The sequence below is a fragment of the Acinetobacter calcoaceticus DSM 30006 = CIP 81.8 genome, from assembly GCF_000368965.1.
In the GTDB taxonomy this organism is placed as follows: Bacteria; Pseudomonadota; Gammaproteobacteria; order Pseudomonadales; family Moraxellaceae; genus Acinetobacter; species Acinetobacter calcoaceticus.
Map to the genome: position 1 here is coordinate 1,732,749 of NZ_KB849780.1, position 25,439 is coordinate 1,758,187.

At 39.0% G+C, this 25,439-nt stretch carries 27 protein-coding genes, 1 tRNA gene and 1 pseudogene; 10 read left to right on the forward strand and 19 right to left on the reverse strand.

Features of this window, described 5'->3' with window-relative positions:
* Positions 1–72: 72 nt before the first annotated feature.
* Entirely contained in the window at positions 73–795 is a 723-nt protein-coding gene (locus F936_RS13105) for a D-Ala-D-Ala carboxypeptidase family metallohydrolase (protein WP_176580072.1), read from the forward strand.
* A gap of 45 nt (positions 796–840) precedes the next feature.
* Here F936_RS13105 and F936_RS13110 read toward each other — a convergent pair whose 3' ends face one another.
* Positions 841–1,287, reverse strand: coding sequence for a GNAT family N-acetyltransferase (locus F936_RS13110; RefSeq protein ID WP_005047968.1), 447 nt, complete (start codon positions 1,285–1,287; stop codon positions 841–843).
* A gap of 198 nt (positions 1,288–1,485) precedes the next feature.
* Here F936_RS13110 and F936_RS13115 point away from each other — a divergent pair, with 198 nt between their 5' ends.
* The gene (locus F936_RS13115) at positions 1,486–2,154 is read left to right on the forward strand and encodes an O-methyltransferase (RefSeq protein WP_003650845.1); all 669 of its coding nucleotides are present in this window, start codon (positions 1,486–1,488) and stop codon (positions 2,152–2,154) included.
* 116 nt (positions 2,155–2,270) lie between these two features.
* Here F936_RS13115 and F936_RS13120 read toward each other — a convergent pair whose 3' ends face one another.
* From F936_RS13120 to F936_RS13170, 11 genes are all read right to left on the reverse strand, one after another.
* Positions 2,271–3,113 (reverse strand): universal stress protein, encoded by an 843-nt coding sequence (locus F936_RS13120; protein ID WP_003650844.1) that lies wholly within the window; start codon positions 3,111–3,113, stop codon positions 2,271–2,273.
* A 155-nt stretch (positions 3,114–3,268) separates the two neighbouring features.
* Positions 3,269–3,880: an acyltransferase gene (locus F936_RS13125; RefSeq protein ID WP_004642188.1), complete on the reverse strand. Its 612-nt coding sequence runs from the start codon at positions 3,878–3,880 to the stop codon at positions 3,269–3,271.
* Positions 3,873–4,472 carry an IMPACT family protein gene (locus F936_RS13130; protein WP_005047972.1) on the reverse strand — a complete coding sequence of 200 codons (600 nt, stop codon included), beginning with the start codon at positions 4,470–4,472 and terminating at the stop codon, positions 3,873–3,875. Before F936_RS13130 ends, F936_RS13125 begins: the two co-directional genes overlap by 8 nt.
* A gap of 93 nt (positions 4,473–4,565) precedes the next feature.
* On the reverse strand, positions 4,566–5,762 hold the full coding sequence (locus F936_RS13135; protein WP_005047974.1) for an HlyD family type I secretion periplasmic adaptor subunit: 1,197 nt from the start codon (positions 5,760–5,762) through the stop codon (positions 4,566–4,568).
* The gene (locus F936_RS13140; RefSeq protein WP_005047977.1) at positions 5,759–7,897 is read right to left on the reverse strand and encodes a type I secretion system permease/ATPase; all 2,139 of its coding nucleotides are present in this window, start codon (positions 7,895–7,897) and stop codon (positions 5,759–5,761) included. Before F936_RS13140 ends, F936_RS13135 begins: the two co-directional genes overlap by 4 nt.
* A complete protein-coding gene (locus tag F936_RS13145) occupies positions 7,894–9,360 on the reverse strand; it encodes a TolC family outer membrane protein (protein WP_017389959.1) in 1,467 nt (488 codons plus the stop codon). Before F936_RS13145 ends, F936_RS13140 begins: the two co-directional genes overlap by 4 nt.
* Positions 9,361–9,633: 273 nt before the next feature.
* Entirely contained in the window at positions 9,634–10,380 is a 747-nt protein-coding gene (gene lptB / locus F936_RS13150; RefSeq protein ID WP_003650837.1) for an LPS export ABC transporter ATP-binding protein, read from the reverse strand.
* Positions 10,380–10,928, reverse strand: coding sequence for a lipopolysaccharide transport periplasmic protein LptA (gene lptA / locus F936_RS13155; RefSeq protein ID WP_005047982.1), 549 nt, complete (start codon positions 10,926–10,928; stop codon positions 10,380–10,382). The genes lptB and lptA overlap by 1 nt, the downstream gene beginning before the upstream one ends.
* Complete coding sequence (gene lptC / locus F936_RS13160) at positions 10,912–11,460, reverse strand: LPS export ABC transporter periplasmic protein LptC (protein WP_005047984.1); 549 nt, start codon at positions 11,458–11,460, stop codon at positions 10,912–10,914. Before lptC ends, lptA begins: the two co-directional genes overlap by 17 nt.
* 37 nt (positions 11,461–11,497) lie before the next feature.
* Positions 11,498–12,037 (reverse strand): KdsC family phosphatase, encoded by a 540-nt coding sequence (locus tag F936_RS13165; protein ID WP_003650830.1) that lies wholly within the window; start codon positions 12,035–12,037, stop codon positions 11,498–11,500.
* A gap of 3 nt (positions 12,038–12,040) precedes the next feature.
* Complete coding sequence (locus F936_RS13170) at positions 12,041–13,018, reverse strand: KpsF/GutQ family sugar-phosphate isomerase (protein ID WP_005047987.1); 978 nt, start codon at positions 13,016–13,018, stop codon at positions 12,041–12,043.
* Between the two features lie 213 nt (positions 13,019–13,231).
* On the opposite strand from F936_RS13170, the gene cysS reads away from it, so the two are divergent.
* From cysS to F936_RS13190, 4 genes are all read left to right on the forward strand, one after another.
* Complete coding sequence (gene cysS / locus F936_RS13175) at positions 13,232–14,653, forward strand: cysteine--tRNA ligase (RefSeq protein WP_005047990.1); 1,422 nt, start codon at positions 13,232–13,234, stop codon at positions 14,651–14,653.
* 63 nt (positions 14,654–14,716) lie between these two features.
* Positions 14,717–14,792: transfer RNA gene (locus tag F936_RS13180), tRNA-Gly, on the forward strand.
* Between the two features lie 546 nt (positions 14,793–15,338).
* The gene (locus tag F936_RS13185; protein WP_005047993.1) at positions 15,339–16,772 is read left to right on the forward strand and encodes a chymotrypsin family serine protease; all 1,434 of its coding nucleotides are present in this window, start codon (positions 15,339–15,341) and stop codon (positions 16,770–16,772) included.
* Positions 16,773–16,785: 13 nt separating this feature from the next.
* Positions 16,786–17,154, forward strand: coding sequence for a hypothetical protein (locus tag F936_RS13190; protein ID WP_016801946.1), 369 nt, complete (start codon positions 16,786–16,788; stop codon positions 17,152–17,154).
* Positions 17,155–17,460: 306 nt separating this feature from the next.
* Here F936_RS13190 and F936_RS13195 read toward each other — a convergent pair whose 3' ends face one another.
* Both F936_RS13195 and F936_RS13200 read right to left on the reverse strand, forming a co-directional pair.
* Positions 17,461–17,790 (reverse strand): hypothetical protein, encoded by a 330-nt coding sequence (locus F936_RS13195; protein WP_005047997.1) that lies wholly within the window; start codon positions 17,788–17,790, stop codon positions 17,461–17,463.
* Positions 17,791–17,912: 122 nt separating this feature from the next.
* Positions 17,913–18,359, reverse strand: a complete 447-nt coding sequence (locus F936_RS13200; RefSeq protein ID WP_005047999.1) for a winged helix-turn-helix transcriptional regulator — start codon at positions 18,357–18,359, stop codon at positions 17,913–17,915.
* 111 nt (positions 18,360–18,470) lie between these two features.
* On the opposite strand from F936_RS13200, the gene F936_RS13205 reads away from it, so the two are divergent.
* Both F936_RS13205 and F936_RS13210 read left to right on the forward strand, forming a co-directional pair.
* Positions 18,471–19,721, forward strand: a complete 1,251-nt coding sequence (locus tag F936_RS13205; protein ID WP_005048001.1) for an MFS transporter — start codon at positions 18,471–18,473, stop codon at positions 19,719–19,721.
* Between the two features lie 83 nt (positions 19,722–19,804).
* Positions 19,805–20,209, forward strand: a complete 405-nt coding sequence (locus F936_RS13210) for a hypothetical protein (RefSeq protein WP_005048003.1) — start codon at positions 19,805–19,807, stop codon at positions 20,207–20,209.
* A gap of 95 nt (positions 20,210–20,304) precedes the next feature.
* Here the strand turns inward: F936_RS13210 and F936_RS13215 are convergent, their stop codons facing one another.
* Entirely contained in the window at positions 20,305–21,552 is a 1,248-nt protein-coding gene (locus tag F936_RS13215) for a mechanosensitive ion channel family protein (RefSeq protein WP_026055586.1), read from the reverse strand.
* Between the two features lie 168 nt (positions 21,553–21,720).
* Here F936_RS13215 and F936_RS19580 point away from each other — a divergent pair.
* Positions 21,721–21,852, forward strand: a pseudogene (locus F936_RS19580) (DUF3592 domain-containing protein); the annotation flags it as partial.
* A 4-nt stretch (positions 21,853–21,856) separates the two neighbouring features.
* On the opposite strand, the gene F936_RS13220 reads toward F936_RS19580, so the two are convergent.
* From F936_RS13220 to F936_RS13235, 4 genes are read right to left on the reverse strand one after another with little or no spacing between them, the layout of a single operon-like run.
* Entirely contained in the window at positions 21,857–22,501 is a 645-nt protein-coding gene (locus F936_RS13220; protein ID WP_005048007.1) for a glycosyltransferase family 2 protein, read from the reverse strand.
* Positions 22,498–23,097: a class I SAM-dependent methyltransferase gene (locus F936_RS13225; RefSeq protein ID WP_005048009.1), complete on the reverse strand. Its 600-nt coding sequence runs from the start codon at positions 23,095–23,097 to the stop codon at positions 22,498–22,500. Before F936_RS13225 ends, F936_RS13220 begins: the two co-directional genes overlap by 4 nt.
* Positions 23,072–23,866, reverse strand: coding sequence for a PIG-L deacetylase family protein (locus F936_RS13230; RefSeq protein WP_005048012.1), 795 nt, complete (start codon positions 23,864–23,866; stop codon positions 23,072–23,074). Before F936_RS13230 ends, F936_RS13225 begins: the two co-directional genes overlap by 26 nt.
* Positions 23,854–24,867: an acyl-CoA dehydrogenase family protein gene (locus F936_RS13235; protein WP_016801951.1), complete on the reverse strand. Its 1,014-nt coding sequence runs from the start codon at positions 24,865–24,867 to the stop codon at positions 23,854–23,856. The genes F936_RS13230 and F936_RS13235 overlap by 13 nt, the downstream gene beginning before the upstream one ends.
* Before the next feature lie 249 nt (positions 24,868–25,116).
* Between F936_RS13235 and F936_RS13240 the strand changes: the two genes are divergently transcribed.
* On the forward strand, positions 25,117–25,350 hold the full coding sequence (locus F936_RS13240) for a DUF2171 domain-containing protein (RefSeq protein ID WP_005048017.1): 234 nt from the start codon (positions 25,117–25,119) through the stop codon (positions 25,348–25,350).
* The last annotated feature ends 89 nt before the right edge of the window (positions 25,351–25,439 follow it).

Sequence of the window (25,439 nt, forward strand, 5' to 3'; positions counted from 1 at the left end):
CAAATTCCTCGTAATTTGTGCACTGTTTTGCATTAAAATAGCCGCAATATTTATAAGTGCTTAATTTTTCTTATGCGGAAGTTTTTGCAGAGTATGGTGCCATTATGCATAATCCCAGCGGTTATGGTAGGTTGTGTCAGCTCTCCCCAACACACAACAACAGGCAAAACCTCTCCAAGTGGTAAACGAATCTTTATTCCACAAGAGCGCGTTATTATCGAGCGCCCAATTCCTCCTAAAGTTGAGCCTACATCTTATCGAGGTTGGTTAAGTTCTGGTGAAAATTACGAACGTGTTCGTGAATACGAAAAATTCTTAACCCGAAATAATGTCTCGGGCATTGTGCCAAGTTTTGAGTTATTACGTTCAGCACGCGATTGGCAAAAATGTGGACGTTCAGAATATGCTGTGCCTAATCGCGAACTTTGGGGAAATTCTTTATCGACCCTACGCGTATTTAAATATTTAGTTGCATCAAAAGTTTTAACCGACTTTGAAGTAACCTCGGTTTACCGAGATTTACCTTTAAATGAATGTGCTGGTGGTGCGAGTTCTTCTAAACATTTATTTAACTCTGCGATTGATTTCCGTATTGGCCCTGAGTTCCCTCGAGCTCAAGACTACGCATTTATTGAAAATACCAAGTTTAAACTCTGCCAATTCTGGGCTCAGCATGGCCAAAGCTTAAATATGGGTATTGGTTTATATAGCTCCGGACAAATTCATATTGATACTCAAGGCTATCGTACTTGGGGACCTGATTTAACTCGAAGCAGTTCGATGTGTAATTTTTAAATTAAAAAACTCCTTTCAATTGAAAGGAGTTTTCACTTAAACCCATTACAAACGTTTGGCTAAAGAGATGAGTTTTGAGCGGTTTTTAAAGCCATGCTTTTTATAAAAATCTTCGGAAATTGATGCTCTTAACGTGTGCAGAACAATGGTTTCTATATTATTTTCTCTACACTTTCCTTCTATATACTTTAAAAGCTTAGAGCCAACTCCTTTTCCCTGATATTGGGGATGAATAAAAAAATCATCTAGATAATAACGAAGTCCTTGTATAGTGGGATGAATATGCCCCATTCCCACACCAATTAATTGGTTTCCCCATTTTGCACAAAAGCCAAAAGAAGATGAATATTGAAAATATCTCTCAAAATATTTTCTAATTGGTTCTAAATCATCAAACTGCTCATTCCATGGCTCATTACTAAAAGCTGAACAATAAACCTCAATACCCTCTTCAAAATCTAGACTTGTGAAAGCACACAACGTAATTCTCATTTATACATCCCTAACTACACATTGATAAAAATAAGCAAGAAATGAACCTTTTTATACTCCTTGTTTAATTTAGGTTGGTAACTCAGAAAAAGTAATTTGCTCATTCAATAATCAACCAAAATTTCCTGAAACGAAGATTTTTGCACTCTAGGCATAAACGTTTAAAATACCCCTATCAACATATAGGTAAATTTGATTATGCAGCAGATGTGGACAGACATTGACGAATATATCGATTCACATTTAATTCCCGAAGACCCGCGACTCGAATATGCATTAAAAAATACCGATGAACACGGCTTCTCAAATCATCTTGCAGTGGCGCCTAACCAAGGAATGTTCTTGCAGATGCTTATTCAAATGAATAAATGCAAACGAGTTTTAGAGATTGGAACCTTTGCTGCATACAGTACAATTTGGTTAGGCCGTGCGTTACCTGAAGATGGTTATTTACTGACCATAGAAGGCCGTGACACTCACGCAGAAATGGCACAAAAAAATATCGACCATGCGAATCTTCCTGTAAAAGTTGAGCTTAAAGCTGGCCGTGCCGCAGATATTCTTTCTGAGATTGATCCTCAATCTATCGAGCCTTTTGATTTTATTTTCATTGATGCAGATAAACAGGGATATCCGGAATATTTAGAATTGAGCCTAAAATTTTCTAAATCAGGTACGATTATTGTGCTTGATAATGTGATTCGCGCAGGTGATATTTTAAATCCAGATAATAAAAAACCAAGTATTGAAGGCATCCGTGAAATGTTTAAAGCACTCGAAAACCATCCACAAATCTTGTCTTGTACAGCATTACAAACAGTTGGCTCAAAAGGCCATGATGGCTTCGCAATTGCAATTGTGAAATAATGGTTAAAAAATCGTCTTTTTTATTTTATTATTTATAATCAATAAATTACTTTTATTACAGTTGCTTTTCCATATAGTTATCCACAAGATTTGCGGATAACTATATGCAAATCTTATTATTTAGCTACTAGCAATGGTACAGTCGCATTTCGGAATACGGTTGTTGCAATACTTCCCAAGAAGAACTGATGAATTTTGCTATGACTAAATGCGCCTAGCACAATGATTTGAATACCATGTTCTTGTTGGTACTCTAAAATATTTTGTGCAACATCGCCATAGCGATATACGGTCACTACATCTATACCTGCTTGTTTAAGGTAATGCTCAGGTTCATTGAGTACTTCTGGGTGATCACCGACATAAACCAAATGACATTGCAGTGTTCGCAATAAATCACTTTGAGCAATGCGGCGCATCATTTTTTGACAAGTTGGTGAATATTCATAAGCGAAAATAAATCGTGTCGGTATTTTAAAGTTTTCACCAATGGTCAAAACAGTACAGTTGGCTCCACGAATAAAGTTTTCAACATTACTACCAATTGGTTTCTGTTTTTCGGCAGCTCTTTCCCCGACTCGACCTAAAATTACAATGTCATTTTCATGTAAGAGATTAAAACTTTGCTCTAAAAAATCACCTTTTTCTTGAATTTTTGAACACGTAATATCGTGTTTTTCTTTAATAAGATCAGAAATGTGACGAAGTAAATTATTGCTATAGTCTAAAGCGAGTTCACTTTGTTTTTGTTCCAGCTCAGCTAACTCTTTTAGCAGCATTGCATTGCTTTCAAAGCCAATTACTCCACTAATTTCACCAAGATGATAACTTGCAGGGTAATAGTCTAGAATTTGTAATAATACAAGTTCTCGTCCGGTTGCTTTAGCAACCCATGCTGCTGCATCGGCAATAGCATTAATACACGGTGATGAGTCAATACACGCAATAACACGGTTCATGTCAGCCTCTCTTCTTCAGGTCTTTTGCCTTGGAGATTATTCTTAAAACTTAGCTTTAACTTAACATAGATAAAAATTGGTATATTAAGGTTTATGTATAAAAATCAACTTTTTTGTTTAAAGATCAAACATTTTATTACATTCTTGAGACTGAATTATTCCCTTAAACGAATAAATTTTGCGGGGTTGCCACCTACAATATGGTACGGCTCCACATCTTTTGTCACCATACTATTCATGCCAACCACAGCATGCTTACCTATTTTAATACCATCTTTAATACCCACATGCGCCCCTAACCAAACGTCCTGCTCAATTTCAATTCCTTTGGATGTGACAGGTTGCTGGTAAAGTGGACGATCTAACTGCATGCCATGATCAAATGCATATAAGTGGCAATATGCAGCAATACGTACCTGATCATGCAGCTTTATGCCGGCTCGCCCCCCATCTAAAATACAATGATGATTTATCGCGACCTCATTACCTATTTCAAGGGGTCCATGCAGACTACAATCTGCTGCGATAAAGCAATTATCACCAATAATAATTTTGCGTCCCGGTTCAGCAAAAATATGAGCTAAGGGCGAGATAAAACAATTTTTACCAATCTCAACTGTTTCCATCTCCATCAAATAAGCCTGATATTCTTGTTGCCACTCTTCGGCCCAAGCACGATTTTTAGGTTTTAAAGTCCAATATAACCATGGCATATAATTTAAACGGTGCTTATGTTGTTCCCGATATTTGAGTAAGGAATCAGTCATCAGTTAATTCATCCTCAATTTTTAATTCTTCACGACCACGCGTTACATCTCTGAGTTTTAAGGCAAGTGGCTCAATTTGATGTATTTGTAGTCTTGCTTCAATATCTACACCCGTTGCAGTATAGGTTTCCTGATATTCAATTTGTTGTTGAGTAAGCTCATATTGAAATATGGCCCATTCATTAAAATGACAGGAAAAATTAATCGTTTTCTTTGCAATGAGTTCAATACGCTCAGCCAATAGCAAACATTGTCCAGCACAACCGCCATATGCTCTTACAAGGCCGCCAGTTCCTAGCTTTATTCCACCATACCAGCGGTTAACCATTACAATAATATTAGTCAGGTCATTCCCTTCAATGGTTGCCAAGATTGGACGACCTGCTGTTCCTGAGGGTTCGCCATCATCGTTAAAGCGTACGTTATGACCAATTTTCCATGCCCAGCATTGATGAGTTGTCGAGATATCTTTGTTTTGTTCTAAAAATTCTTTAACTTGCTGTTCATTTTCTACTGGTGCAGCAATAGCTTGAAATCTACTTTTTTTAATTTCTTCTTCAAACGTAACGGGTGATGCAATCGTAAAAGCCATAAATTAAATAAAGCATAATAAAAATCAAATTATAACGTGAATTTAATAGAATCAAACCCATAAAAAAAGCCCCGAATCTCGGGGCTTTTTTTATTATCTTTCTCGTAACGCTTCTTTAGCTTTATTAAATGGTTTAAGCAAGTAATCCAGTACCGTTTTTTGACCAGTACGAATATCTACAGTTGCCACCATACCCGGTGTAATACCGTATGCCTTACCTTGTTTATTATAAAGCTTGTCTGAATCGGTTCGAATATAAACACGATAATAGAACTGGTCCTGTTTAACTTCATCACGAATCGTATCTGGGGAAATAACCGTAACCTTACCTTTTAACCCCCCATAAATTGAGTAATCATAGGCAGTAATCTTAACCAGCGCTTCTTGTCCCGGTCGAATAAACGCAATGTCACGCGGTAAAATACGCGCTTCAATAAGCAACTGTTCATCAATCGGTACAATGGTCATCAACTTGCCATTTTGCGGAATAACACCGCCATGGGTGGTAACTGCAATTTCTTTCACAACACCGCGTACTGGAGCTTTAAAAATAGCACGATCTAAGCTGTCAGTACGACCCAGTACGACTTGTTGCTGCGTTTCAATATCGGTATTGGCTTTCGATAACTCTTCACGAGCCTTTACGAAATACTGGTTCTGCACATCATTCATTTTATTTCTAAGGTCGTTTGCTTCACGACGTAAACGTAAAACTTCAACCTCACTGGCCGCACCTTTAGCAACCAAAGGCTCCGTCATTGCCAGCTCTTGCTGTACCAATTGCAAAGCTTGTTTTAAGCCTGCAATGGTCTGTTCTAAATCTGCACGACGAGACCGATATAATGCCGTTTCTTCATGTACAAGTTTTGGCTCTTTCAGCACAATTTCAGGAAAAGCCAATGGTGTGCCATTCACCTCTGCACGTAAGCGCGCTGAGGTTGCCTGAGCAGAAATCAGTAAAGATCTTGATTCACCGACATTCGATGCAAAACGGGTTGGATCTAATTGCGCAAGAATTTCACCTTTTTGAACAATATCGCCTTCTTGTACATTCAGCTTGGTTAAAATACCACCTTCTAACGACTGGATGACCTGCTCCTTAGACGATGGAACCACTTTACCTGTGCCTGTAGACACTTCTTCAAGTTTAAATACCCATGCCCAGATAAAGAAAATAACTAAACCAATCCCCACAATCCAGATCACTAAACTGGCACGTGGTAATGGTGGCTCACTATAAGAGACATTCATTGAACGGGTGAGTTCTTGTTCTTGTTGTGGCTCGCTCATGAATTACCTCCTTGCACTTGTTTTTGTTGGGCTGTTGATTGATTAAGGACCTGATCTCTTGGACCATCCATCACGATTTTGCCGTCGTTAACGACAATAATACGGTCCACCAGTTCTAAAACAGCGCGGCGGTGAGTCGCAACCACCAAGGTTCGATGGGCCAGCCAGCCTTTTAAATGATCAATCAGTTGTTTCTCTGCCACATCATCAATGGCTGCTGTCGGTTCATCCAGCAATAAAATGTTAGGTTGGCGAATCAATAGACGGGCCAATAACAAGGCTTGTTTCTGACCACCCGAGAAACCAACACCACCTTCTAAAATCAGGTGATCGAGTCCTTCTTTTTTCTCTTGAACAAAAGGTAATGCACCTGTCACCACTAGAGCCCGAAGAATATCTTCATCGGTTGCAAGCGGTGCGCCCAAAGTGAGGTTCTCGCGAATCGTACCGTAGAAAAGTTGTGCATTCTGGTTGAGTAAACCCATATCACGACGTACATCAGATGGGTCAATTAAAGACAGATCCAGACCATCTAAATGCACTGCACCTTGAACAGGGACCTGCATGCCAGATAGAAGCTGAAGCAGTGTCGATTTACCAGCACCATTGCGCCCTAAAATTGCAATTTTTTCACCAGCACGAATTTTTAAATGGCGAATTGCTAAACTTGGTTTCGGGTCTTCTTCTCCATATTGGAACAAGACATTTTTTAATTCGTAGTCGCCATTTAAAACTGCTTTATGTACCAGATGTGAACGGTCAGCTTGGTCGATCGGACGTTGCATGAGTTCATCCAGACTTTGTTTAGCCACTTTCGCCTGCTGTAAACGTCCTAAAACGCCAGTAATTTGTGCAATCGGTCCTAACATGCGTGACGATAAAATTGAACAGGCCACTAACGCACCCGTGGTCATTTCACCTTCCATCACTGCAAAACATCCAACTAAAACCACAATTGCATAGGTTAAGCCCTGAAGCATTTGAGTCCATGCCATTAAGGTCCCAACAATTTTACGTTGTTTCATACCGATATCGGCTGAAACCTCGTTCATGTGATTCCACTGGTTTTGGAAACGCGATTCGGCACGCAGCAACTTGATATCTTCAATACCCTGCACCGCTTCAACCAGAATGGCATTACGAATTGAAGATTCTCTCATGCCTTCCTGTGCCAATTGCGCTAGCTTCTTCTGTGCCAGAATACCCGGCAAAAGCATAAGCGGCACAACCAGCAACATCACCCAAAACAGCTTTCCGCCAATAATGGCAAAAATTACCAGGAACAGGAAAAAGAATGGGAAATCGGCAATTGCACTAATGGTGGTAGAGGTCACCAGTTCACGAACGCCTTCGAGCTCACGAATCTGCGAAATAAAACTACCTGTAGATTTTGAACGATCTTTATTTTTGATGCGTAAGGCATGACCGAATACACGGTCAGAAACACGTAAATCCGCACGTTTACCAATAATATCGGATAGATAAACTCGGGACACACGTAAGGTAAACTCAAAAATGGCAGCAATCAGTACACCACCAGCCAGCACCCATAAGGTTGGAACAGACTGTGACGGTACAACGCGGTCATAGACTTGCATTGAGAAAATAATGGTTGCCAGTGCCAGCACATTGGCAATGAGTGAGGCAAACATAATATCAACGTAGCGCTTCCAGTCTCTTAGAACAATTGACCAGAACCAGCTTGCTTCATAGGGTTTGATATATTCATCAATACATGCATCGGGAATGGAGCTTTCAGGACGCAGAATATAGACATTCTTAATGGTATTTTTTAAGACATCTAGGCTTAAATTCTGAGAAAGTCCCTGATCCCCACTAAACTGGATACTGACATTCCCTTGGGTATCGGCTTTATCAATAATACCGACCTGCCCGTCATGAAACTCGACCATAACAGGTAGGCGCCACGGGTTCAGCAGCTCTAAAGAAAACGGTACTTTACGTAAATTTAGTCCAACCTGACGTGTAATGAGCTGTAAAACATCATCAAGGTTTTGATTCTGGTTCCAGTCAAGTTGTAAGCGGATTCTTTCTTCTGAAGGCTCAATTCGATAATGTTTAGCAATCGTTAAGACCGCCTGTAACCAGGGCTGGTAGTTTATTTTTGTCATCATGGTTGTACTTCGAACCCCTGAATTGAAATATTATTTAAGTCATAAGCTTGGCGGGAACGTCCTGTTGCCGAGATGTATTGCACAATACTGTTGTAGATGTCATAACGTGCAGTTTCGAGTTCTGAATTGGCACTATGAATAGCCTGCTCTGCATTCAATAAATCGACCAATGAACGTGTACCAAGTTTGTACTGCTCTTGATAAAGTTCACGTGTACGGACAGTCGTTGCCTGACGATTGGTCAGCACCTGCATTTGACGTTGTTTATTTTCAATTTGCTCACGGCTGGTTCTGATCTGATCGAGAACATCCAGATAAACTGAATTGACTTTAGACTTTGCAGCTTCTTCTGCATAACTTGCCATTTTGACCTGAGAAGAAACGGCTCCACCTTGATAAAACTGGCTGGTTGCTTCAAGCATGACAGAACTGTACAGACCGTCATCTTCATCATTGTTCGGGTTTCTGCCGTTAATGGCCTGACTCACCGAACCTTTTACCGCCAAAGTCGGATAACGACTCAGTCGGGTCTGTTCTTTTTGAGCTTTAGCAACCTCAACACCCGCTTGAGCCGCGATCATTTTTGGAATGGTATTGAATTCAGGTTCGCCATATAAATCGGACACTTTCACCAAATCATCCGAAATAATCCACCCTGTTCGAGAAACATCACCACCTAATAATGTTCTTAAGTGTTGCTGGTATTGTCTTAATAATGACTGCTGCGCGATCAAACTAGATTGGGCAGCTTGTAAATAGGACTGGGCTTGAATCGGATCGGCTTGACTGCTAATACCGGCATTTGCACGTAAATTGGCAATTTCCTGAATACGTTGAATCCCAGCAATTTGCTGCTCGGCAATTTTATTTAATTGAAGGTAGCGCTGAATATTGACAATCGACTGTGCAACATCAAGTGCAATATCATCAATGCTGACCAGCACATTGGCCTGCTCGACTTGAACTTTGGCACGCTCAACAGATACACCTGATTTTACTTTGCCAAAATCAAAAAGCATTTGAGTCGCATTTAGGGTCAATAACTGCCGCCCCCGTTCACCACTACTCAAATCACCTGTGGTTATTCCACCTGAAAGCTGGGGATAATAACCAGCCTTTGCATAATCAATACCCGCATTTTGCCCTGCTAAAGTTGAAATGGCTTGGGAAATATCTGGGTTCCGCTGGATCGCGACTTTCACCGCTTCCTGCAAAGTCATTTTCCTTGAGGGCAAATTTGAATAAGATGAAGCTGCTCTATCATTGAGTTGAACAGTCGGAAACTCCTGCACTCTGGAACGATCTAGCTTAAAATTACTCAACTCTTGCATCTTGGCAACTTTAAATTCATCACTACTTTTAGGGGCAAAAAGTTGTGATAAGTTGTCTTTTAGGGTGTGATATTGCTCACTGGGTTTAGCAGCATATATCACTACAGGTACATGCAACGAAGTTAAAAGCATCAACCCTTTCAGGAAAGCCGGCTTTTTACATGTCCTTTCTACTTTTCTTTGGTTATATACAATCATGCTTGTCTTGTTGATCTTGTTTGTTATCGTTTAAAAGCTTTTACATTCTACATAGTTTTTTGCATAAAGAAGCATAATTACTTGAATAATTTACACATTACTTTTTCATCAACTGATTATTTTAAATTATTGTTTTTAATAAATAAATATAAAAAAACTAAAAAGAGGCATTGACCTCTTTTTAGACAAATAGATTAACCATTTTATTTAAACTGTAAAATCGTCACCTAAGTAGACTTTACGGACTTGTTCGTTATCCAGAATTTCTTGTGGTGTACCTTCTGCAATGACAGCCCCTTCACTGACAATATATGCACGTTCACAAATTGCCAGAGTTTCACGTACGTTATGGTCAGTAATGAGTACACCAATACCACGATCTTTCAAAGTCTGAATGATATCTTTAATATCTCCAACCGAGATTGGGTCAACACCAGCAAATGGCTCATCAAGTAACATAAATTTAGGGTCAGCAGCCAATGCACGTGCAATTTCAGCACGGCGGCGTTCACCACCAGACACACTCATTCCCAGTGAGTCTTTAATATGACTGATTTTAAAGTCATTTAATAATTCAGTAAGACGTTGTTGGCGCTGTTGCTTATTTAAGTCTTTGCGTGTTTCTAAAATGGACATAATATTTTCAGCAATTGTCAGCTTTCTAAAAATAGAAGCCTCTTGCGGAAGATATCCAATTCCCTTACGTGCCCGTTCATGCATTGCCAAATCGGACATATCAAGATCATCAAGGTGAATTTCACCTTTATCCATACGCACTAGCCCTACAACCATATAGAAGCTTGTTGTTTTTCCTGCACCATTAGGGCCAAGCAAACCAACAATCTGTCCACTTTGCATACTAAAAGATACGTCTTTGACGACCCAACGCTTACTATAGTTTTTTCCTAAGTGCTTAATACACAAAGTTTGGGGTTGTTGAAGAGCTTGTTGCATTAGTCACGCGCTCCTGGAAAGCTTTTTGAACTTGATGGCGGAATAATAATTTGCACACGATTTGACGATGAGCCCTGAGCTTCAACATCACCTTTGTTCATACTATATTTCAATGAGTTACCACGAATACTAGAACCATCTTGATATAAATATGCACCACCAGCCAATGTAATAATGCCCGTATCTGCATTATAAACAATGGTCTGTCCTTCACCACGTGCCACGCCCTTGTCAGCACTTATTTGTTGCTGAAATTTAGATGGTCTACCCTTAGCAGTAATCGTTTGAATTTCACGTTTAGAATTTAACGTAGCAACAATTGAATCGGCTTGAAGCTTCATCGTGCCTTGCTCAATCACGACATTGCCTGTATAGGTCGTCAAACCGGTTTTTTCGTTATAAGTTGCACGGTCTGCCACGAGTGAAATTTGTTGACTACGGTCAGACGGTAACGCAAAAGTCGAAGCTGATGATAAAGCAACGAATGTAATTACCGCAGCTTGTTTCAGGAAAGCTGAAGAATGTTTTAAATTAAGACTTTGGTGCATACTTTCCTCGAACATTAAAAAATTCGTACTGACCATTATTTAAATTAGCTTTTAACCCTTGGCTGACAAACTCGGCCTGAGGAGATTGAACATTCACTTGGTGATTGGTTTCAATCTCTCTTGTTTTTGGATAACCCGTTAATTCATCGGTCTGGAATTCAATTTTTCCTTGAGGTGCTAATTTAGTCGCTACCACATCACCCGATAATATAACTTTACGGTTATCATCATAGCCATTTGCCTGTTTAGCAAAGAACGTTGCATCAACTTTGCCATCTTTATACATAGATGCATTAAGTTGATCCAACTTTGATGTTTTTTGTTGCATATCCTGTTCAAGCTGACGAACTTCAGCACGAATATACAAATTGCCTTGATCATCAGTTTGAGTCAAATGGACGCCCCGCGCCGAATATGTCATATTCTTCGCAGAACCAATGTCTAGTTTTTTTGCCTTGCCACTATAGTAGTAGTAACCACCACTTATAGCAGCAACAACTACAGCAACAATAGATAAAACTCTGGTATCCATGAGCAGGAATAGCCTACCTTTTTAAGTAATCTTATTATTAATGCGGTACTGCAAGATATTTTTCAAGAAGTTCTTGGTAAATGCCTTTTGCGATCAGCAACATATCACAGACTTCTCGTACAGCACCACGTCCACCCATCGACTGTGTCACCAAATGAGCACGACGACGCACTTCTTCATGACCATTTGGCACAGTGACGCTCATTCCTGCGATTGCAAAAGCAGATAAATCAGGCCAGTCATCGCCCATATATAAGCAATCAGATGGCAAAATATTAAACTGTGCACAAGCTTCACGTAGCGCAGAACCTTTGTCTTCACGCCCTTGAAAAACGAGATCCACACCTAAATCAGACATACGTTTTTCAACGATATTACTTTTTCGGCCTGTAATAATGATGATTTTCATGCCCGCTTGCTGCGCAAGTTTCATACCTAAACCATCACGAATATCAAACGATTTAATCTCATCGCCACTATTCGTTAAAGTTACAAAACCATCACTCAAAATACCATCAACATCCAGAACCAATGCCTGTAAATGACGTGCTTGTTCTAACAATGCATAAGATGCCATTGATTAATTTACCCCTGCCTGAATAAGGTCATGCATACTAATTACACCAATCACTTTATTTTGGTCATCAACCACAACAAATTGACTAATTTTTTTCAGGTTAAGCTGTTGTAGAGCTTCTACCGCACGTGCTTCTTGAGAAATAGTTGACGGTTTTTTTGTCATTACTTCAGAAACAGGTAAATTTACGTCGAAACCTTGCTGTTTATCAATTAAACGACGTAAGTCACCGTCGGTGAAAATACCAAGCAAATGTTCTTGTTCATCTACAATCGTGGTCAAGCCTAAACGCTTATTAGAAATTTCGTAAAGCACTTGATTCATTGGTGTGTCTGGTGAAACTTTTGGCAATTCTTCGCCAGTGTGCATCAGATGTTTTACATGTAAAAGTAAACGCTTACCCAAGGCTCCAGCAGGATGCGAACGCGCAAAATCATCTGCGGTAAAACCACGAGCTTCAAGTAAAGCAACAGCCAGCGCATCACCCAACACTAAAGTCGCTGTCGTGCTCGATGTCGGAGCCAACCCTAATGGACACGCTTCGTCAGACTCACCTAAAGTTAAAGCGATGTCGGCATTTTGAGGCATTGGCCCTTTATCAGTACGGCTAATGGTAATAAGAGGTACACCAAGATGTTTGATGAGTGGCATCAACATCATGATTTCATCACTTTTTCCAGAATTGGAAATCGCAATTAGAACGTCACCACGAACCAGCATACCCAAATCACCATGCCCAGCTTCGCCTGGATGCATAAAGAAAGAAGGTGTACCAGTTGAAGCAAAAGTCGCAGCCATTTTACGGCCAATATGCCCTGACTTACCCATGCCAGTAATCACAACACGGCCTTTACACTGTAACAATATTTCACAAGCCTGATTAAAACTGTCATTAATTTGTGTTGCTAACACATCTAGGGCTTGCTGCTCAATACGCAATGTTGCTAATGCGCTGCTTTGAAAATCTGTAGGATTGGGCATACGAGTTTGACTCAAAATAATTGATCTGATCTCTTGTGAAGATCGGTGATTTTAATCAAAAGATTTGGGGGCATTCTAACATAACTCAATCATTTACACGTTTTTAAATGTATAAGATTTCACAAGCTTATAAAATTCTTGTATAAAACTTTGTGAAAAATGATGCATCAGTTATGATGTAACACTGTTTTTGTTGAGTGTTTGAAAACCCTTATGCAACCGTTTGTTTTATATAACTCTGAGCAACGAAAAAAAGTTGAATTTGTACCTCGCAAAGAAGGTCACATCGATATGTACGTCTGCGGTATGACCGTTTACGATTACTGTCATATCGGGCATGCTCGAGTTATGGTTGCATTTGACTACATTATACGTTTCTTACGTAGTCAAGGCTGGAATGTTCGCTATATTCGCAACATTACCGACATTGACGACAAAATCATTAAACGTGCGAATGAAAATGGTGAAACCATTCAGCAGCTCACCACTCGTTTCATTGATGCAATGAACGAAGATGCAGCCAATTTAGGCTGTGCTGCACCCGATGAAGCACCTAAAGCGACTGAATATATTGATCAGATGCAAAATATGATTGGCAATCTGGTGAATAAAGGTTCAGCTTACCCTGCTTCAAACGGCGATGTTTATTTTGAAGTTACCAAATTTGAAAAATATGGTCGTCTCTCTGGACGCAAGCTTGATGATATGCAAGCAGGCGCAAGTGAGCGTGTCGACGTAGAAGTTGAAAAGAAACATCCGTTTGACTTTGTACTTTGGAAACATGCCAAAGAAAATGAACCGTCTTGGGCATCTCCTTGGGGTAATGGTCGTCCGGGTTGGCATATTGAATGTTCTGCAATGTCGACTTGCTGCCTAGGCAATCACTTTGACATTCATGGTGGTGGTTCAGATTTAATGTTCCCACACCATGAAAATGAAATTGCGCAAAGCGAAGCGTCAACTGGTGAACAATATGTGAACTACTGGATGCATGTTGGCTTCATTAATGTTGATGGTGAAAAGATGTCTAAGTCTTTAGGCAACTTCTTTACTATTCGTGATGTGATGGAGAAATTCCACCCTGAAGTGATTCGCTACTTTATTGTGTCTTCACATTATCGTAGTCCTGTGAACTTCTCTGATGTGGCATTGAAAGAAGCAAAAACTTCTTTAACTCGCTTCTATCATTCATTTAAAGCTTATCAACAAGTGTATGGTCAAACGACAACTGAAACGCTTGATCAAAGCTTTGTTGAACGCTTTAACAATGCAATGTGTGATGACTTCAACACTGCCGAAGCTATGGCTGTATTGTTTGAACTTAACAAAGAATTGAACCGTGCTGTAAAAGAAGAGCAAGCTGACCAAGCGACTGTGCTTTATTCAACCTTGCGTCACCTCACCAACATTTTAGGTTTGGTACAACACGATGTAGATGCTTTCTTAAAATCAGATATTGGACAAGAAGCTCTTGCTTTGTCTGATGCTGAAATTGAAGATTTTATTCAACAACGTGTTGATGCGAAAAAAGCAAAAGATTTTGCTAAAGCAGACGGCATTCGCCAGTCTTTGCTCGACCAAGGTGTTGTATTAGAAGATACGCGTCAAGGTACAGTTTGGCGTCGTGCTGATTAAATGTTCAATTAAATCACAAGAGTGTTGACACTTTAGTGAAACACTCTATAATGTGCTCACATTGCGGGAATAGCTCAGTTGGTAGAGCATAACCTTGCCAAGGTTGGGGTCGCGAGTTCGAGTCTCGTTTCCCGCTCCAAAATTTAAAAACCACTTAATTCGAAAGAATTAGGTGGTTTTTTTATTGTCTATTAGTTCGCTAAAAAAGTTAGATTGCTCCCCCCCTTCTTATAATTATCTTTAATCAAATTTGACGGGCTGCATTCTTTCAACAAAGGAAAAGACGGAAAGCATCTTTACGATCCAAATGAAGTTATTCCTATCCTTGAAAACTTGAATATTCAAAGGCAGTAAAGGCAGTCGAGAAGAAAAAATTAATATGGGGCTTCTGCCCCTTTATTACTTCTTATAAAAATATATTCCAACAAAAACTCAAGTACAATTAAATAAAATCACATTTTTAAAAACAATGTTTTCAATAAAGTTATTCAATGTAAAAACCGCCTATAAATTAATTTATTTACAATTTTATAATGAATTTATTTTTATATTTATATTAACTATTTAGCAATCTAATTCTAAATATTTACCACTTGGTAAAATATTTAGTTACACGTTTTAATATTTTATAAAAAAACTATATGTTAGTTTTTAGACTCATAATTAATTCCATTGTGAGATAAAAATGTCATCTAAATACAAGAAATTTAAACTAAAAACCCTTTCAACCACTTTATTTATTGCATTTGCTTCGGCTAGTGTATTTGCAGCAGATAGCAATACAAATCAACAAAAACCTGTAATGAATGTCGCTGAGACATTAGCATTTGATGCAAAACACTATGCAGCATCTTATGGAGTCACATTAGACGAAGCTATGCGCAGATTACTCATTATGCATGGCACTGATAATCAAGTAGCAGGTTTAAGCGATAAATATAAAAATGTTATTTCTGGCCTATATTTTGATAATGGACCTGACTTTGGATTAAAAGTTAAAGTTGTTGGAAATAATAATTCTCAACAAGCTTTTAAATTAGAAAGAAAACCAGATACATCAGTTAAACTTTTAAAAAACAAAAATGCTCAAGAACGTATTCAAGTTAGAAAGCTGGCAAATTTAACTGAAACTGAAGTGGAATCTGCATATAGAGCTATTGAGCGCGGTGTAAGTGCCCCTATTACCCTTATACAAGGAGCTTCAAATACTAAGCAACAACGAGTAAATCATCTTAATAAATCATTTGCTGCTGTTAAAAAGGCGTACCCTACAGTTGAAATGATTTTAGATAATGAGCAGACAGGAAATGTATTAGTCTATGTGAAATCTCTAAAACAAGTTGATAAACAAGCTCTCGAAAGACTACTCAACGTCAAAGTAGACTTATCTGAAATTCCTACCGGTATTCTACCGACAAAATCACGTGGTGGATCTTGGTTAGTAACGAATTCAGGTGGAAACTACTGTATGACTGGTTTTACTGCAAAGAGGATCTCAACTGGTGAACTCGGTGTTATAACTGCAGGCCACTGTATAGATCCAAATGTTCCTTTAAATTATAAAGATAAAGATGGAACTCAATATGCTATTTCACCAGTAGCAGGTATGTATCGTGACGATACAACTATGGACCTAGCATTTATGAAGGCAGGTACAACTACCGCTCAACAAGCTGTACCAGAGTTTTATGCTGATGCCACATCACCAGCTCGAGCTTTAACAGGTAAGCGAAATCGAACAAGTACTGCAGTAAAAAGTGGAACAGTTAAAGGATCTTATGTTTGTCACCTTGGACAAACTTCACCAACAAATCCAGCATTGATGCAAAGCTGTGGTGAAGTAATATCAATTACTGGTGCGAATCATCATCCAGGTGGGAATACTTTTGTAGTCGTTTCAAATACTCAAAGTGGAGCTGGAACTAATCATACAACTGGCTTAGGCACTTTACGTTGTGTTGGTGGTGATAGTGGCGGACCTTGGTTCGCTTTAAATGTTGCTTTTGGTATTCAGTCTGCCTGTTCTTGGAAAGATACAGGTAAAACAATAACAAATACAGTCATTTATACTAGTGTAGATTATTTGGCTGATTTAGGAGCTCAACTTGTATATCAATAAGATATTGTTAGTAATGGCTTCCGTTGGACTACTTGCTGCATGTCAGCAGCAAGTATCCGATAAGCAAGAAAAAAACGATCAGCTAGCCTCAGTAAAGCTTCCTGTTTATCAATCTAATGGCGTTTTCGCCTCTGCACGATTAAGGGGGCCGTTACAGCTAAAACAAGAATGTCTATATGTAAATGATATTCTAATAATTTTCCCTGAAGGATATGCAGAATGGGACCCTAAGAATCAAATTTTAACTTTTAATGATAAAAAAGTTGCCTTAGGAGAAGAATTAGATTTAGTTGGTGGTTTTGGCCAGTTTGAAAGAGATAGTAAGCGAGTTAAAAACTTAAGCGCTTCATGTGATCATAAAAGTATTTGGCTTGCTGGATAATTTAGCATCTTATTAAAAGTGCATTTCAAAAAATTGGAATGCACTTTTTCTTTTATGTTGTAATTGTTAAACTGATTACTCATCAAATCGCTTAATAACTCAGCTTTAATTGTAAAATTTTATTCGACACCACTTCGGCACCATTAAAACATAACCTATTGTTATTTAACATTTATTATAACATTTCCAAGGTTAGGGTCGCGAGTTCGAGTCTCGTTTCCCGCCCCAAAATTTAAAAACCACCTAGCTTTAAAAATTAGGTAGCCTTTTTATTGTCTGCCAGTTAGCTATTGATCACTAACACCCTCATATATTTTTAGCTAAATCTTTTGCTAAACATTGTTCATGCCAAGTCGTTTGAAAATTTTCGACAGCTTTTGACTTGATGAGAGGGTCTTCAAATAATTTTGAAGAATATGCAGATTTGATAAGCTCTTGATAAATTTGTTTGGCTTGTTCCTCTTCAAGATGATTCGCTATGTCATGTAGCTCTTTAGCTGGCACCTCATGTTGTCTAGCATCCATCACGCCACTTGCTGCTTTTTTAACAGTTTCGCAGTAATGAAGCTGCATTGCTTCTGACGCTGCATAACATGGAATAGAAATTGCGCCGATAAAGAGGAATATAAATCTCATAGTCTCACCTTAATTTGACGCGCAAGGTTAACAACTAATTTCCCAAAATTTAAGTTAAGAAAGGTTAATTTTTCTTTTCTCCGCTTTTACAGTTGCAAAAGAATGAGACGGTGCGATTAATTTCATTTCACTTTTTGCACATGAGTGTCAGAAGCATTAAGCACTTTTCCATCTGCCGCGACTGGCGCCATGAATGGAATTTGCTGACCTGTTTTCTTATCAATTAACAAAGAATGGCGTTCACCACTTTCAAATAAGTTGTGCTCACCCCATTGTCGCAAAGCCACAACCACTGGAAACAAACTCTCCCCTTTAGCTGTCAAAACATACTCTTGATAGGCCGTACCATCCGAAGCATCTTGCATTTCAAGAACGTCTGCATCAACTAATTTTTTCAGTCGATCAGAAAGAATATTTCGCGCAACTCCCAGACTCCGCTGGAAGTCTCCAAAACGGCGCATTCCATCAAAAGCATCACGCACAATAAGCAGTGACCAACGATCTCCTATGAGATTGACACAGCGCGCAACAGGACAAGGCTCATCTTTTAACAATATAGAGTTCGTCATCGAGTTTCCTTACTAATTATCAGTAACAAGTTATCTAGTTGCATTTTAAAACTAGTAAGCTTAACATTCAACCAGTTGCATTTTAAAACTAGATTGAGTGAGTTTAGGACCATGAAAGCTTCTCTTGCATCTTCAACTTCACCCGCAGAAAGCGATAAACAGCTTTCAAGCATGCCTCGTAGCGTCATATTGCTGTTTGCTATTGCAAGTGGTGCAAGCGTAGCAAATGTCTATTATGCACAGCCTTTGCTCGACATATTGGCTACGGACTTTAGCATTAGTCATGCCGCCATCGGTGGTGTAGTTACAGCCACGCAAATTGGTTGTGCGCTGGCCCTCGTGTTTCTGGTGCCGTTGGGCGATCTTGTAAATCGACGTCGATTAATGGCTATACAGTTACTGGCTTTGGTATCTGCATTGCTAGTGGTTGCATTTGCTCATTCTGTTGTTGTTCTTTTGGCAGGAATGCTTGCTGTGGGTTTACTCGGTACAGCCATGACGCAAGGGCTTATTGCTTATGCTGCGAGTGCTGCTCTCCCACATGAGCAAGGACATGTGGTTGGTACTGCACAAAGTGGTGTATTCATTGGTTTACTGCTTGCCCGAGTATTTTCAGGAGGAATCAGTGATTTGGCTGGTTGGCGTGGCGTTTACTTTTGTGCAGCCATAATCATGCTCATGATTGCTTTACCCCTCTGGAGACGACTTCCTCATTTAAAAGTTCAGCCCGTTTCAATGCGCTATCCGCAGCTTCTGGCTTCTATGTTAAAACTGCTACACCAAGAAAAAGTACTTCAGGTGCGCGGTGTCTTAGCTTTACTCATGTTCGCGGCATTCAATATTTTTTGGAGTGCACTGGTATTGCCATTGAGTGAGCCACCTTATAGTTTTTCACATACGATTATTGGGTCTTTTGGTCTTGTTGGAGTCATTGGCGCCCTCGCCGCTGCACGTGCTGGACAGTGGGCCGACCGCGGATATGCTCAGTGTACAAGTGCAGCAGCACTCATTATATTATTAATCGCATGGGGACCACTTTCACTCATGGCGTACTCGCTCTGGGCACTGGTGATTGGCATAGTATTGCTAGACTTGGGCGGGCAAGCTTTACATGTGACCAATCAGAGTATGATTTTTCGTACTCGTCCAGAAGCTCATAGCCGGCTTGTTGGTCTATACATGCTGTTTTATGCAATCGGTAGTGGATTAGGTGCAATCAGTACAACAGCTACTTATGCCCATGCTGGATGGCTTGGCGTGTGTGCTCTAGGTGCAGGTGTGAGTCTGTTGGCGCTATTATTTTGGTGGATCACACGTCATATTTTGTCCCCAAATACAGACGAAAAAGATAACAATATATGAATTAGTAAAATATAATGAGATGAAATCTTCTCTAACAATCTAAATGTTGATATGCAACGTTAGTCCATTACTATCAAAAATATATGGAAGCCCCTAAAGGAATAAAATTGGGTATTAATAATAAATTGATTTGCACAGTTGTGTTGGTACTCCTTACGGGATGTCAGCGACAAGAAGCGAACGAAAATACAAGCGCTGTAAAACTCCCTGTTTATCAGTTTAATGGCGTTTCTGCATCAGCACGCTTAAAAGGAATATTGCTGCTAAAACAAGAGTGTCTTTATGTGAACGACATACTCATTATCTTTCCAGAACACACCGCTCAGTGGGATTCGGAAAAAGAAACTTTAAGTTATAAAGGCAAGCACATCGCCCTAGGCAGTGAATTAGATATTACTGGGGGTTTTGGCAATTTTGAGCAAGACAACCTACGCATTAAACATTTGAGTCCCATGTGTGATCATCAGAATATTTGGTTTGCTGGATAATCTACAGTGAAGGGTTCGAGTTCAATATAGAAAATGAAAAGCCCCATATGGGAGCTTTTTCAAAGTAGTTTAAGACCTGTTATATAGATAAAGACTTAACTTGGATTAATCTCTGACGTTAATCTTTGCAAATCATGACCCGAAGGCGCTTGGTAAACACGTAAACCAAATTCAGGAAGAATCGCAATTAAATGATCAAAAATATCGGACTGAATTGCTTCATAGGAAACCCATGCAGTTGTATTGCTAAATGCATAAATTTCTAACGGCAACCCTTGGCTGGTAGGCTGTAATTGACGAACCATAATGGTTTGATTTTGAGCAATCCCCTTATGTTGGCGCAAATAAAATTCAACATAGGCTCTAAATGTACCGATATTGGTTAAACGGCGTTTGTTATAACGAGATTGATTGCTTAAATGTTTATTGAATTCTTCGATTTCAGAATTCTTTGCATCAAGATATTGATCTAATAATAAAAATTCTTTGAGCTTTTGTTGCTCTTCATCAGTCATAAAATGAACACTACTTTGATCGAGAAAGAGTGAACGCTTCATACGACGACAACCCGCATTGCTCATGCCTCGCCAATTTTTAAAAGTATCAGTAACGAGCTTATTGGTTGGAATGGTGGTGTAGGTTTTATCAAAATTTTGAACAGTCACTGTATGTAGTGAAATATCGATCACATCACCATCCGCATTCAGTGATGGCATCTCAATCCAGTCACCAATACGAACCATGTCATAAGATGCGATTTGTACACTGGCAACCAAAGACAAAATCGTGTTTTGGAAAACGAGCATTAATACTGCTGCCATCGCACCAAAACCTGCAAGTAAAGTGAACACATCTTTTTTAAGGAATGTTCCCAAAATCATCAGGCCACAAACAACGAATAAAATTAATTTGACTAGTTGTAGGTAACCTTTAATCGGTTTGTTTCTAGATTTTGGATTACGCTGATAAATGAGGTTAAAGATATTTAACACTTCGCTAACTGTAAGCGCGAGCGTAAGAAAAATAAATGCTTGCGCCCCCATTTCGACAAAAGAAATGAACTTTGGAGTTAGATGAGGAACTGTTGCAATACCATTCATAATCACAACAGCTGGAACAATATTTGCAAATTTCTTTATAACACTATGCTGAGCAAAAATAGATTGATTGGGTGATTTGAACTTTGTGACTAAGTGACGAACGCCCCGAACAATAATACGTTTAGCAATAAAATTTGCTATTGCTGCAAATAAAATCAAAATCGTGAGTGAAACAAACATTTCTAGCCAAGGATAGTGGCTTAATTCGACTCGAATATCACGAAAAAATTTTAAAAAATCCAAACTCATACCCCTTAAAACTTTATTTTCTAGAATTTTAGGCGTTAAGGACATTTATCATAAGGCTTGTTTACATATGTAGTCATAAATACAACAACTAAGTTATATACCCTGCCCAAATTTAATTATGAATCTTTTAATTTTGGCTCTTAACGATGAGGTCTTATCTGCATAACTGAAAATCTAAAGGTGCTTATTGCTAAACAAAATCACGATCAATATAAAGTCGGTAGCATAATAAAAATTAAATATGATCCACAAAATTTAAAGAATATTTCGATATTAGGAGAAGTGATGGTTTAAGTCATTAGAGGTTATTTAGAAAGTACGATAAGCCCTGAGGTGCACGTCCATTTAGCCGACTACTCGTTGTCACACGAACCAGATTACTCCAAGTAATATTGCAACAATGCTTTATAAATTTCTTAATTAAAGACACATCTTCATGACATGAAATAGGCTCAAAGCCCCCTACTAAAAGATAAACTTCCGCACTAAAACTTAAATTTGCCCCATGAATATGTGCATGATCCATCTGATCTTTATAATGTGCCAAGTATTTCTGCCGTTTGGATATCGATAGATGGCTCAAGTCATCTAAGGTCACCGTACCGCAAATTGCATCTGTTGGTTGATGCTGTATTTGATAGCGCAGCCAATCAGGACTAACCACCGTGTCTGCATCCGTACACGCAATCCATGTTACGCCACGCCCAATCAAATGACGAATACCTAAATCTCGTGCTTTTCCTACACATGCATAACCACACTCAATCCAATTGATTTGATAGCTTTGTGCAATCAACCGCGACTGATCTGTACAGTTATCAAGTACAACAATAACCTCTACGTCATAACCGCTAATATTATCTATGGCAACCTGAATCGATTGCAGGCAGGCCGATAGATATTGCTCTTCGTTATGTGCTGGAATGACGATACCTATTTTCATCTTAGTTTTTCCTGCTGTGCTAAAGAGGAAGTGTTCGCCGTCCAAACATCTATCATAAAATCTGGGTCGTTTAAGCTTAGATAGTGATGAAATGGAAAATGTTGCTGAAAAGCTTGATGTACTTGTTCTGCGTTTAATTCAAAATCTTGAATTTCATGACGCCAGTGACAACAAAGAATTTCACCGTCGTCATTTAAACTATGCTTTAACTTTTCAATAAACTGATGCAATTCGTTTGCCGACAAGTAATATGCCATCTCACTAATTAAAATCAGATCAAATTTTTGAACTGAATAATCTTCAGGTATTTTTCTATTTTCAACAACCACATGCTCAAATTCTTGTAGGCGCTCGGAAGCCAATTGAACAGCGCACTCAGAGACATCTATACACAACAATTGCTCAGCTCTTTGGGCTAAATGAATACTTAAATGTCCATTTGAACAACCCACTTCTAACACTTTTGGGTAGCGAGGTCTTGTGAGCAGCGCGAGACAAATTTGCCTTTTACGGGCTTCATACCAGTGTGAATCATAGCCCCATGGATCACTGTTATGACGATATAAATCTTCAAAGTACATGCGAGAATGAATCACTCAAATACACCTCATAAGGCATTAAAAGACGTTTAATAGCACTTGGAGAGAGAACCGCATCATTGCCCGTGGTTTCATCTACTTCAAGTTGGGTTTTAAACTGCAAAATTGCTTGATGTTTTTTAGTTAATTGTTCTTCGGTTAGGTGGTACGCTTTTGCGCGCTGCCAATCAATTCGTGGGTCTAAAGGCTCTGCCCAATGCCAAGCCCAAATTAATACGTGTAAACATAGTAATTGCTTAGCGTTTGCATAAGCTTGCACTGTTTTACCTACTGCTTCATGGTCTGGGTGACCATCAAGTGCATAACTACAAATCAGAATATCGTCAGCTTGAATGAGCTTGTCTAAACTCTGCCAAAGTTGATGGGTTTGAAAATGGATCTGTCCATCTAACAAATTAAGCTCTACATGCTCGGTTGACCCTGCTGCCCCTAAACAATCTAAAGCAGCTAAACTTTCTTTCGGGCGAAGAATATTGAGCTGATCTGGAGGATATTTTGTAGAGTTAGGATGACTTTGTGTGCCGTTACTCACTGCTAAAATTAAAATCTTACAATTCAGCGCAATGAGTTGCTGCATTAGACCACCACAGCCAAGCACCTCATCATCAGGATGTGGAGCGACAATCACCACCCTTTTAGAGCGAAATAGCTCAAGATCTAAAGGTGCTAAAGGAAGTTCTTTAAACGCCTTTAACCATTGCTCTTTGGACGTACCCTCACCAAAAATAACGCGGTCTTCTACCAAAGGATGTTTTAAAGTTCCCATAAGCTTTGCTCCGATAAACAGAGTTCTGCAATTTGTTCATAGTCAAAAGCGGCATGACTTTGTCTGATAAACACAGGCAAGTCAGCCATGAGCTGAGCGAAAGTCGTATCTTCACAAAAAGGCCGAGCACCCAAGGCTTTCCCCACTCGCTCAACGACACTCAGACAGCATTGTTCCGTTTGGGCACGTAATATCCGTATTTCCCGCTCATGACTCAGCAATGGTTGATGGTCAATTAGTTCAGCAACGTATTGAAAATATTGCTTGGTGATCGCTAATTGCTGAGCTAACTCTCCTAAGTACAATTTCTTAAAAGGGTTAGGATTTGCCTGACAACTTTCCTGCAAAAAGCTGGCTAAACGAACGGCTGCACCGTACCAACAAGCAGCGACTCCAGCCGCACCATGCCAAAACCCTGGACGTTCTAAATAACTGTTTGGATGACCTATCGGTTTAACAGGCGTATTTTCAAAAGTGACTCTAGCTGTCTGCGTGGCGTGCATTCCGACTGCATGCCAGTGACTTAAGTCGGTAGTAATTGAAGGATGTTCTAAGTTAACAATACAAAGCTGTGCTTGGCCTTGCTGGTCTTTATAACTCATTAAGGCTTTTTGGATAAACTCCGCACCGGAGCACCAAGGTTTTATGCCATTACAAAGATTATCTTTTATTTGCAATGGAGCTGGTCCACCGTCTGCTGCCCAAACCGCCCAAATCTGGTCATCTATTTCTTCTTGATAGCCCAATTCATTTAAAATACTTAAGGCATCACAATGAGACTCAAATAGTTTAGCCAAACTTAAATCTGACCCAGCAATCTGAGCAAAAAGTTGCCAACGTTGATAGGTTTGGCCCGACGCTGGATAAGGTAAATTTTTGGCTAAATTTACCAACTGAGAGAGTAAATCTATACGAAGCTTACTTTTATCTTCAGCTAAGGCAGATTCAAATTCACTCAAGATGCTCAATATCGTCATATTTATAGATATTTTAATATTCATTGCAAATAATTATTTATAAGACTTGATTTAAACATATCTAAATACTTCTGTTTAAATAAACACATTAATTGTAATAAAAAGATAATTATTATTAGATTTATATCTAATTATTTCATTGTTACTCAAATATATTCATTAAGTGAGTTTATAAACCGATCCTGTAAGGTTTATTAAAAATTCAACATTTAGCTCATTATTTAAAGTAATTTAGTTTCTACCGTTTTTCTATTTTCAAAGAAGAGGTCTAAAATGAATACTTTAAATATTACTGACATTCAAAAACACGCAGATGTTATTGCTTCTTGCGGTACTAAAGTAGGAACAGTCGACCATCTCGATGGTGAAAATCAATTAAAGCTGACTCGAGACGAAAGTGGTCAACATCATCTCATTCCTACTGCGTGGATTGGGGAAGTGAACGAAAACCAAGTCCTACTCAATAAAAATTCAGAAGAAGTTAAAGATCAATGGCAAGCGATCTAGGCTTTTAAGCACGGCGAGTTACTTACCGTAAGCTTTATAATAAAAAGTTTTAGCTTATAAAAAATGAATAGGCTTAAAGAATTTAAAGC

Coding starts and splice junctions, on each gene's coding strand:
- F936_RS13105 (WP_176580072.1), top strand. CDS start 73: ATGCGGAAGTTTTTGCAGAGTATGGTGCCATTATGCATAATCCCAGCG.
- F936_RS13110 (WP_005047968.1), bottom strand. CDS start 1,287: ATGAGAATTACGTTGTGTGCTTTCACAAGTCTAGATTTTGAAGAGGGT.
- F936_RS13115 (WP_003650845.1), top strand. CDS start 1,486: ATGCAGCAGATGTGGACAGACATTGACGAATATATCGATTCACATTTA.
- F936_RS13120 (WP_003650844.1), bottom strand. CDS start 3,113: ATGAACCGTGTTATTGCGTGTATTGACTCATCACCGTGTATTAATGCT.
- F936_RS13125 (WP_004642188.1), bottom strand. CDS start 3,880: ATGACTGATTCCTTACTCAAATATCGGGAACAACATAAGCACCGTTTA.
- F936_RS13130 (WP_005047972.1), bottom strand. CDS start 4,472: ATGGCTTTTACGATTGCATCACCCGTTACGTTTGAAGAAGAAATTAAA.
- F936_RS13135 (WP_005047974.1), bottom strand. CDS start 5,762: ATGAGCGAGCCACAACAAGAACAAGAACTCACCCGTTCAATGAATGTC.
- F936_RS13140 (WP_005047977.1), bottom strand. CDS start 7,897: ATGATGACAAAAATAAACTACCAGCCCTGGTTACAGGCGGTCTTAACG.
- F936_RS13145 (WP_017389959.1), bottom strand. CDS start 9,360: ATGCTTTTAACTTCGTTGCATGTACCTGTAGTGATATATGCTGCTAAA.
- lptB (WP_003650837.1), bottom strand. CDS start 10,380: ATGCAACAAGCTCTTCAACAACCCCAAACTTTGTGTATTAAGCACTTA.
- lptA (WP_005047982.1), bottom strand. CDS start 10,928: ATGCACCAAAGTCTTAATTTAAAACATTCTTCAGCTTTCCTGAAACAA.
- lptC (WP_005047984.1), bottom strand. CDS start 11,460: ATGGATACCAGAGTTTTATCTATTGTTGCTGTAGTTGTTGCTGCTATA.
- F936_RS13165 (WP_003650830.1), bottom strand. CDS start 12,037: ATGGCATCTTATGCATTGTTAGAACAAGCACGTCATTTACAGGCATTG.
- F936_RS13170 (WP_005047987.1), bottom strand. CDS start 13,018: ATGCCCAATCCTACAGATTTTCAAAGCAGCGCATTAGCAACATTGCGT.
- cysS (WP_005047990.1), top strand. CDS start 13,232: ATGCAACCGTTTGTTTTATATAACTCTGAGCAACGAAAAAAAGTTGAA.
- F936_RS13185 (WP_005047993.1), top strand. CDS start 15,339: ATGTCATCTAAATACAAGAAATTTAAACTAAAAACCCTTTCAACCACT.
- F936_RS13190 (WP_016801946.1), top strand. CDS start 16,786: ATGGCTTCCGTTGGACTACTTGCTGCATGTCAGCAGCAAGTATCCGAT.
- F936_RS13195 (WP_005047997.1), bottom strand. CDS start 17,790: ATGAGATTTATATTCCTCTTTATCGGCGCAATTTCTATTCCATGTTAT.
- F936_RS13200 (WP_005047999.1), bottom strand. CDS start 18,359: ATGACGAACTCTATATTGTTAAAAGATGAGCCTTGTCCTGTTGCGCGC.
- F936_RS13205 (WP_005048001.1), top strand. CDS start 18,471: ATGAAAGCTTCTCTTGCATCTTCAACTTCACCCGCAGAAAGCGATAAA.
- F936_RS13210 (WP_005048003.1), top strand. CDS start 19,805: ATGGAAGCCCCTAAAGGAATAAAATTGGGTATTAATAATAAATTGATT.
- F936_RS13220 (WP_005048007.1), bottom strand. CDS start 22,501: ATGAAAATAGGTATCGTCATTCCAGCACATAACGAAGAGCAATATCTA.
- F936_RS13230 (WP_005048012.1), bottom strand. CDS start 23,866: ATGGGAACTTTAAAACATCCTTTGGTAGAAGACCGCGTTATTTTTGGT.
- F936_RS13235 (WP_016801951.1), bottom strand. CDS start 24,867: ATGAATATTAAAATATCTATAAATATGACGATATTGAGCATCTTGAGT.
- F936_RS13240 (WP_005048017.1), top strand. CDS start 25,117: ATGAATACTTTAAATATTACTGACATTCAAAAACACGCAGATGTTATT.